Source organism: Streptomyces niveiscabiei (genome assembly GCF_001419795.1).
Lineage (GTDB): Bacteria > Actinomycetota > Actinomycetes > Streptomycetales > Streptomycetaceae > Streptomyces > Streptomyces niveiscabiei.
In genome coordinates this window covers 1-6,389 of the sequence record NZ_LIRL01000842.1, presented here as the reverse complement: position 1 = coordinate 6,389, position 6,389 = coordinate 1, and the positions used below count along the sequence as shown (strand labels likewise).

Sequence of the window (6,389 nt, the reverse complement as noted above, 5' to 3'; positions counted from 1 at the left end):
CCCCACAACCCAGGACCCAACTGAGCGTTGGACCACCACCCGTCAACTCCCCCGCCACCACTCCTTCTCTGACGCAAGGGAAAGCAAAGAAGGAGTAATGTGCCCCCGGGCGGTGGGAGTTGGCGCAGCGGCACCGTACGCACGCCCCAACCCCACCCCACACCACAGACATGGGGACGGACGGGCATGGCGTGGAGTGAGTGGGAGCGGTTGAAGACCGTGGCGGGAGAGCGTCAAGGCGCGCCCCCGGCAGCCGAACTGATCGTGCATCAGGACGACTTGGGGGCGGTAGGCCACGACGCGTACGTGCTCTGGGACGACCTGCGGACGACGGCCGACATGCAGGGACTCGGCGCGGACGGCTCGGGGAACGGCTCGACGGCGAGGGCGGCCACAGCCCTGACATCGCACGGCTTCACGACAGGCACGGGCCTCACGAAGACGCTGGAGATCTGGACGTCACAGGTGAGGTCGGTGCTCCAGGCGTGCGCGCACATCTCGAACCACCTGGATTACAGCAAACGGCTGCACAAGGACGAGGACGCGAAGATCGGCGCACAGGTGGCGGCGGTCGACGGCGGAGCCGTCCCCGTGTCCGAGCTGACCAAGTACTTCAAGTGAGGCCGGCCCGATGACCATCACGTACGGAGACTTATCAGAGGTCGACCTCGGGACACTGGGCGCGGCGGTCACCGACTGGAAGAGCACGGCCGACGGCCTGAAGACCCTGGCGGAGAGCGCCCGCGACGGCATGCTGGCCAAGTCGGACACGGCGCGCTGGGCGGGGGCGAACGCCACGGTGACACGTGGTTTCGTGGCCGAGACGGCGAAGGAGATCGCGGACCTCCACACCGAGGCCAGCAGCATCCACCGGCTCCTGGACGACGCGCACACGGAACTCACCGCGCTCCAGAAGCGGATCAGGACGGCCGGAGAGGTGGACGCGCCGAACCTCGGCATCAAGATCCAGGACCTCGGCGACGGCAGGGTCCGCTGCTTCTACCCCCACACCAGAGGCGACACGGACGAACGCACCCAGGACCAACTGGACGCCCGCCAGGAACTGGAGGACCGCATCAACCGGATCCTCGCCCACGCCACCGAGATCGACACCTCGGTCAACCGAGCCCTCGCCACCACCCACGGCAACGACGCCCACAACGCGGGGCACAGCTCGTACGACTCCCTGGACGACGCCCAGTCCGAACGCGCGCTGGAACTGGCGCGCAAGGGTGAGGGGATGTCGGACCGAGAGCTTGTCGAGTTCAACCAGATCATGCGTTTCAACGGGACCGAGAAGGGCGGCGAGTTCGCGACTTCCTTCTTCAAAGGACTCGGGGGCCCGGAGGAGACGCTGGAATTCTACGCGCAGATGTCTATCGACGGCACGGACGCGACGGCGACGGGCACCCGTCTCGACGCAGTCAGAGAACTCCAGAGATACATGGGTCCAGCCCTCGCCAACGCCACGGATCCGGATACCAAGCACCATCTTCCTGACTCATGGGGAGCCGAGTTCCGCCGATTGGGTACACAAGAGATCTCGTGGCAGAAAGGGCAGTGGGGAAAACCCTACGGCTACCAGGTCCTTGGCGGATTGCTGCGCTTCGGGAACTACGACCCCAGATTCCTCACGCCCATCGCCGAGCATGTCACCCAACTCCATCAGAAGGACCCTTACTTCTTCATCGGCAACAAGGCCATGGGATCGAGTGACGCCTATGGATTCAACCCCTCCGGTCGGCTCGGGTCGGGGAACGACCCACTCAACAGCGTTCTTGAGGCTCTCGGTCACAGCCCCGAGGCAGCGGAGGATTTCTTCACCGGAACACCGACCGCCTACGATCAGGACGGGGTGCCGAAGAAAGAGAGCGAACTGGACTTCACTTCGTATCTCGACCTGTTCACCGATGAGGAATTCACCTGGACAGTCGATACGAACGACACCAATGTCCTGGCCGACGAGGACAAGGCCCTCAGGGCCCTCGCCTACGGCCCTGAGGCTCTGGGGCACGCGTTGGAAGCCGCCGCGACAGGGCGGCCGTACGACAACGAAAGTGTCGCAGCCGTTCCTCATACGACGGCACGCGCCGGCCTGGTGAGCGACATCGTCGACAAGTTCGGAGAACACCCTGAACTCGTCAGGCGCAACGCGAACGGTGACATCGACGAGGAGAGCGGACCGCTGTACGCGATGCGCGACAGCCTCGGGGACATCACTGCCGAGTACATGGGCGATTTCCAGCGGGCCATGTACCGAGAGGACGCGGGAAGTCGACTCTTTCCTTCATTCGGTGAGCCGGTCGACCTGGATTCCGCCAATACGCAACGTTTCCTGGGTGAGGTCGGACAGGACCCTGGCGCCTATGCGGCTATCACCAGCGCCCAGCAATCCTATACATCGCAGACAGTGGATCGTGTCATCAACGGCGACAGTGATTCAACCGCTTCCCTGGACGGGCGGGTGAGTACTTCCGTTGCCCCAGGAGCTGCTATGGCAGGCATCATGAGCGATGCCAGGGCCACCGCCATCTACGAATACCACACGGCATCCGACCAGGAATTCAACGAGGCTGCGGCGGATAACCAGAAATGGGTGGACCGCATCCTCGGAATGGGGATCGACCTGGTCGGTGAACGGGTCCCGGTCGCCGGTACCGTCCTCGGCTGGGCGGCCGAGGACATCCAGGAGTCCATCATGAAGAGTGTGGAGAAGGACACGACGGCTGAAGCGGAGATCTCAGCCGGAAACGAATATTCCCATGGTCGTGACGCAGCCATGGAATCGGCGCAGGCGGCTGTTGATCGTGCGTTGGTGAACAACCAGGAGATCAACTCGGGCACGGCCGAAGATCTGCGGGCTGCGGCACGTACCTCTGCCGGAAACAGCCATGCGGCCGGTGCTCAATGGAACTCGGAGGGCAACGCGAAATGAGAGGCATGGCGCTGGGAATTCTCGTGTGCGTCGCGGTGGGGATCAGCGGTTGCTCCTCGGAACGGCAGGGACGCGACTTCAGCGTTCCGAAAGACCTGTGCGGGGTCTCAGTACCGGAGAAGGCCCTCGGTGCCCTGCTGCCCTCCTCGGGTGAACGCGTCGACGTCGCCGAGGGCGCGTCTGCGGGCGGCTCCGTCGAGACCTGCGAGGTGAGCGTCGACGGAGACGCGGTGCTCTCCGTCGAGAGACAGCGCGTGGACGCCTCCCGGTCGGCCTGGAACATCGCCTCCTACGACCACCGGATCGGGCAGGTGGAGACCGCGGACGACGAGACGGTGGCCTATGCCGGGCGGGCGGCGGTGTCGGTGGTGTCATGCGGTGAGGAGAAGGCCGTCAGCAGTTACGTCAGGGTGCTGGCACCTGGGCGGAGCGGCAAGAAGGCTATGAGGGAGCTGATCTCCGGGTACACGGCTTCGCTGCGTGGCCAGGATCCGTGCGGGTAGGACAACGCAGGGCCGCCCTGGCGAGGCGCGGATGTGGGGGTTGGATGGATGCCGGTGGTGGTGGTTAGGGTTGGTCGAACCGTACGGGGAGGATGACGGGATGTTGCAGGAGGGCGGGGTGAACCCGGCGATCGATGGTTTCCGCACGGGCACAGGCGAACTGAACAACATCCTTGGCCGTCATCCCCGAAGCGGGGCGATCTGATGCGTGACGCGGAGAGTTCGGGCGGTACGTTCTTCGACGGCATGAGCCACGAACAGATGCTCGCCTGGCTGGACCAGGCGAACGCGGGTGTGGTCAGTGGTGCCGCGAGTCGTCTGGAGAAGGCTGCGGCCGATATCGCGGACATCGCGAAGGAGTTGAAGGTCCGTCCCCAGTGGGTGGCGTGGAAGGGCGAGGGTGCCGACGCCTTCCGTACCTGGGCGGCCGATCTCGCCAACGCGACGCTCCGTCTGAGTGACTTCAGCAAGGACTCCAGTTCGTGGCTGATGCATGCCTCGGACGCGATCTCCCTGGCCCAGTCGTCCATCCCCCGCGACATGCCGAGCGCGACGGCGAACCTCGCTGCGGCCAAGGCGGCCCACAACGATCCCGACGCGGCGGGTATCGCCTCGAAGTCGTCTGCGGAGCTGGCGGCTTTGACCGCCGACCGGGAGAAGGTGCGGCTGGAGGCGGCGTCGCAGATGACGAAGCTTGCGCAGTCGTATTCGTGGTCGGCTACGCAGTTGAACGCGTTGGAGAGACCGAAGCTTCCACCGCCGCCGCAGGCGTTCGTGCCCGACACGGAGCAGACACGGGATAGCGCGGCGAGCGCTCAGTCCAAGTCCAATTTCGTGGCATCCTCCGGAACGGCCTCTGCCGGTGCGGTTCATGCGGTCGATAGCGGATCAGGGGAAGGTGGGTCGGCCGGCGGTTCCTCTGTGGGGCATGCCTCCAGCGCTCCTGGGGCCCAGTCGCGTCTTCCGGGGGAGATCCTGTCCCCGGTGCGGACAGGCATCGACTCGGTCGGCACGCTGCCTGCGCAGACTCCGCTGGAGACCCTGCGTGTTCCTGTCGAGCCGGGTCCAGCGAGGGGCGCAATACCGCAGACCGGCCCCATGCCTCCGCTGTTCGGTGGTGGGCAGGCTCTCCCTGTCAGTAGCCCCACGCCCAGCGCGGGCAGAGTTCCCCAGTCTCCAGTCGGCCAAGGGCCGGGGGCAGCCTTCGGCCGCGCTCCAGGCTCCTCCGGTGGCGGTAGTGGCATCGTCGGCGGTCGTCCCGTCCTTCCTTCTGAAGGTCGGCCGACCGGGGCTATCCCGCGCGGCACAGTCGTAGGTGGGGAAGGCACGCCTGCGCGCGGTTCTATGGGGCCGATGGGTCAGACGCCCGGCATGGTGAACCCGGTCGGTCGGACGGCGGGCACCTCGAGTATGTTCTCCGGCGGCCGTCCCACTCCTCCACCCGGATCCGGCGGCATCGTCGGAGGGCGCCCCGCTGCGTCTCGTTCCGGCGCAGTTGGCAGCAGCAGCGCGGCCCAGCGGCCGGGACGTACGGACGCAAGGACACCTGGCGCCCGCGCGATTGATTCCGGTGGGACAGGACCACGGACCCCGACCCCGGTCACCGGCGGAACGAACTCCTCAGCACGCCCCAACGAGAGACAGACGGGGGCTGCGGCGTCCGGCTTGTCTCAGCCGACGTCGCCCCGGAGCGTGAGAAACGGGAGCGGTCGCCCGTACGGAGTTACCGAGGACGAGGAGACTTGGCTTCGGCACCAACGGCCCATCGTGCCGCCGGTCGTCGACTGACGCGTTCAAGAGACTTTCAGGAAACAGGGAGAACGAAGTCCATGAGTGCCAGCAGTGCTCGCCGCAGGCTCTGTCGTGTCACCGTGGCAACGGTCCTGGGCCTGCTGCTGGCGGGTACTGCTGCAACACCGGCGGTCAGCGCCGAGACGATCCGTCAAGAGCAGTGGTACCTCGACCGGATGCAGGCCGAGGACATGTGGAAGACCAGCACGGGCAAGGGCGTTACCGTCGCGGTCATCGACACCGGCGTGGACGCCACCAACCCTGATCTCGTCGGACGCGTTCTACCGGGCAAGGACTACGCCACGGACCAGCCCGGCGACGAACACACGAACTATGACACCTTCGGCCACGGCACCGGCATGGCGGCCCTGATTGCGGCGACAGGCGCCGATCTGAACGGCAAGGGTTCCTTCGGTCTCGCTCCCGGCGCCAAGATCCTTCCGATTCGCCTGCCTAAAAGTGGCACGTCCGCCAACTTGGCTGCGGGAGAGGAAAGCTTCAACAAGGCGCTGGCGCCTGCGATTCGTTATGCCGCTGATCATGGCGCGAAGGTCATCAACATTTCCATGGGGGCGTCGGGAACAACGCAGCAGGTGACGGACGCGGTGAAGTATGCCCTCGACAAGGGAGCGTTGATTTTCGCGGCTGTCGGAAACAGCGGGAACGAGGCCAACTTGGCTGAGTACCCGGCTGCCACCCCCGGAGTGGTAGGTGTCGCGGCGGTGGGCAAGAACCTTCACCGGACCGCGGAGTCCCAGTACGGCCCCCAGGTCGACATGGCTGCCCCTGGTGAAGACATGGTGCACGCCTGCGGCGCAAAAACGGGTCTCTGCACCACGAGCGGCACGAGCGACGCCACTGCCCTGGCCTCCGCGAGCGCCGCCCTGATCTGGTCGGTCCACCCCACCTGGACGAACAACCAGGTCCTGCGCGTCATGCTGAACACCATCGGTGGTCCCACCGACGGCGCCAAGCGTAACGACGCCATCGGCTACGGCATCGTCCGCCCCCGCATCGCTCTCCAGAACCCCGGCGACCCGGGCCCGGCGAACGTCTACCCCCTCCCGGACCTCGCGGCAGCCGAGAAGTCCGCGTCTCCCTCCCCGACCCCGTCGGCGAAGCCGAGCGAACCGGCGGAAGCCGTGGCCGCCGCGAAGCAG

General features: G+C 66.0%; 4 protein-coding genes. All 4 read left to right on the top strand.

The window, feature by feature from the left end; genetic code table 11:
- Positions 1-186: 186 nt before the first annotated feature.
- On the top strand, positions 187-621 hold the full coding sequence (locus AOK24_RS35005) for a hypothetical protein (protein ID WP_055724012.1): 435 nt from the start codon (positions 187-189) through the stop codon (positions 619-621).
- 10 nt (positions 622-631) lie between these two features.
- Positions 632-2,935: a DUF6571 family protein gene (locus AOK24_RS35000; RefSeq protein ID WP_055724011.1), complete on the top strand. Its 2,304-nt coding sequence runs from the start codon at positions 632-634 to the stop codon at positions 2,933-2,935.
- A gap of 5 nt (positions 2,936-2,940) precedes the next feature.
- Positions 2,941-3,438 carry a hypothetical protein gene (locus AOK24_RS34995; RefSeq protein WP_055724010.1) on the top strand — a complete coding sequence of 166 codons (498 nt, stop codon included), beginning with the start codon at positions 2,941-2,943 and terminating at the stop codon, positions 3,436-3,438.
- A gap of 1,829 nt (positions 3,439-5,267) precedes the next feature.
- A partial coding sequence (gene mycP / locus AOK24_RS34990) for a type VII secretion-associated serine protease mycosin (protein WP_107104119.1) occupies positions 5,268-6,389 on the top strand: 1,122 nt, incomplete at its 3' end.

Coding starts and splice junctions, on each gene's coding strand:
- AOK24_RS35005 (WP_055724012.1), top strand. CDS start 187: ATGGCGTGGAGTGAGTGGGAGCGGTTGAAGACCGTGGCGGGAGAGCGT.
- AOK24_RS35000 (WP_055724011.1), top strand. CDS start 632: ATGACCATCACGTACGGAGACTTATCAGAGGTCGACCTCGGGACACTG.
- AOK24_RS34995 (WP_055724010.1), top strand. CDS start 2,941: ATGGCGCTGGGAATTCTCGTGTGCGTCGCGGTGGGGATCAGCGGTTGC.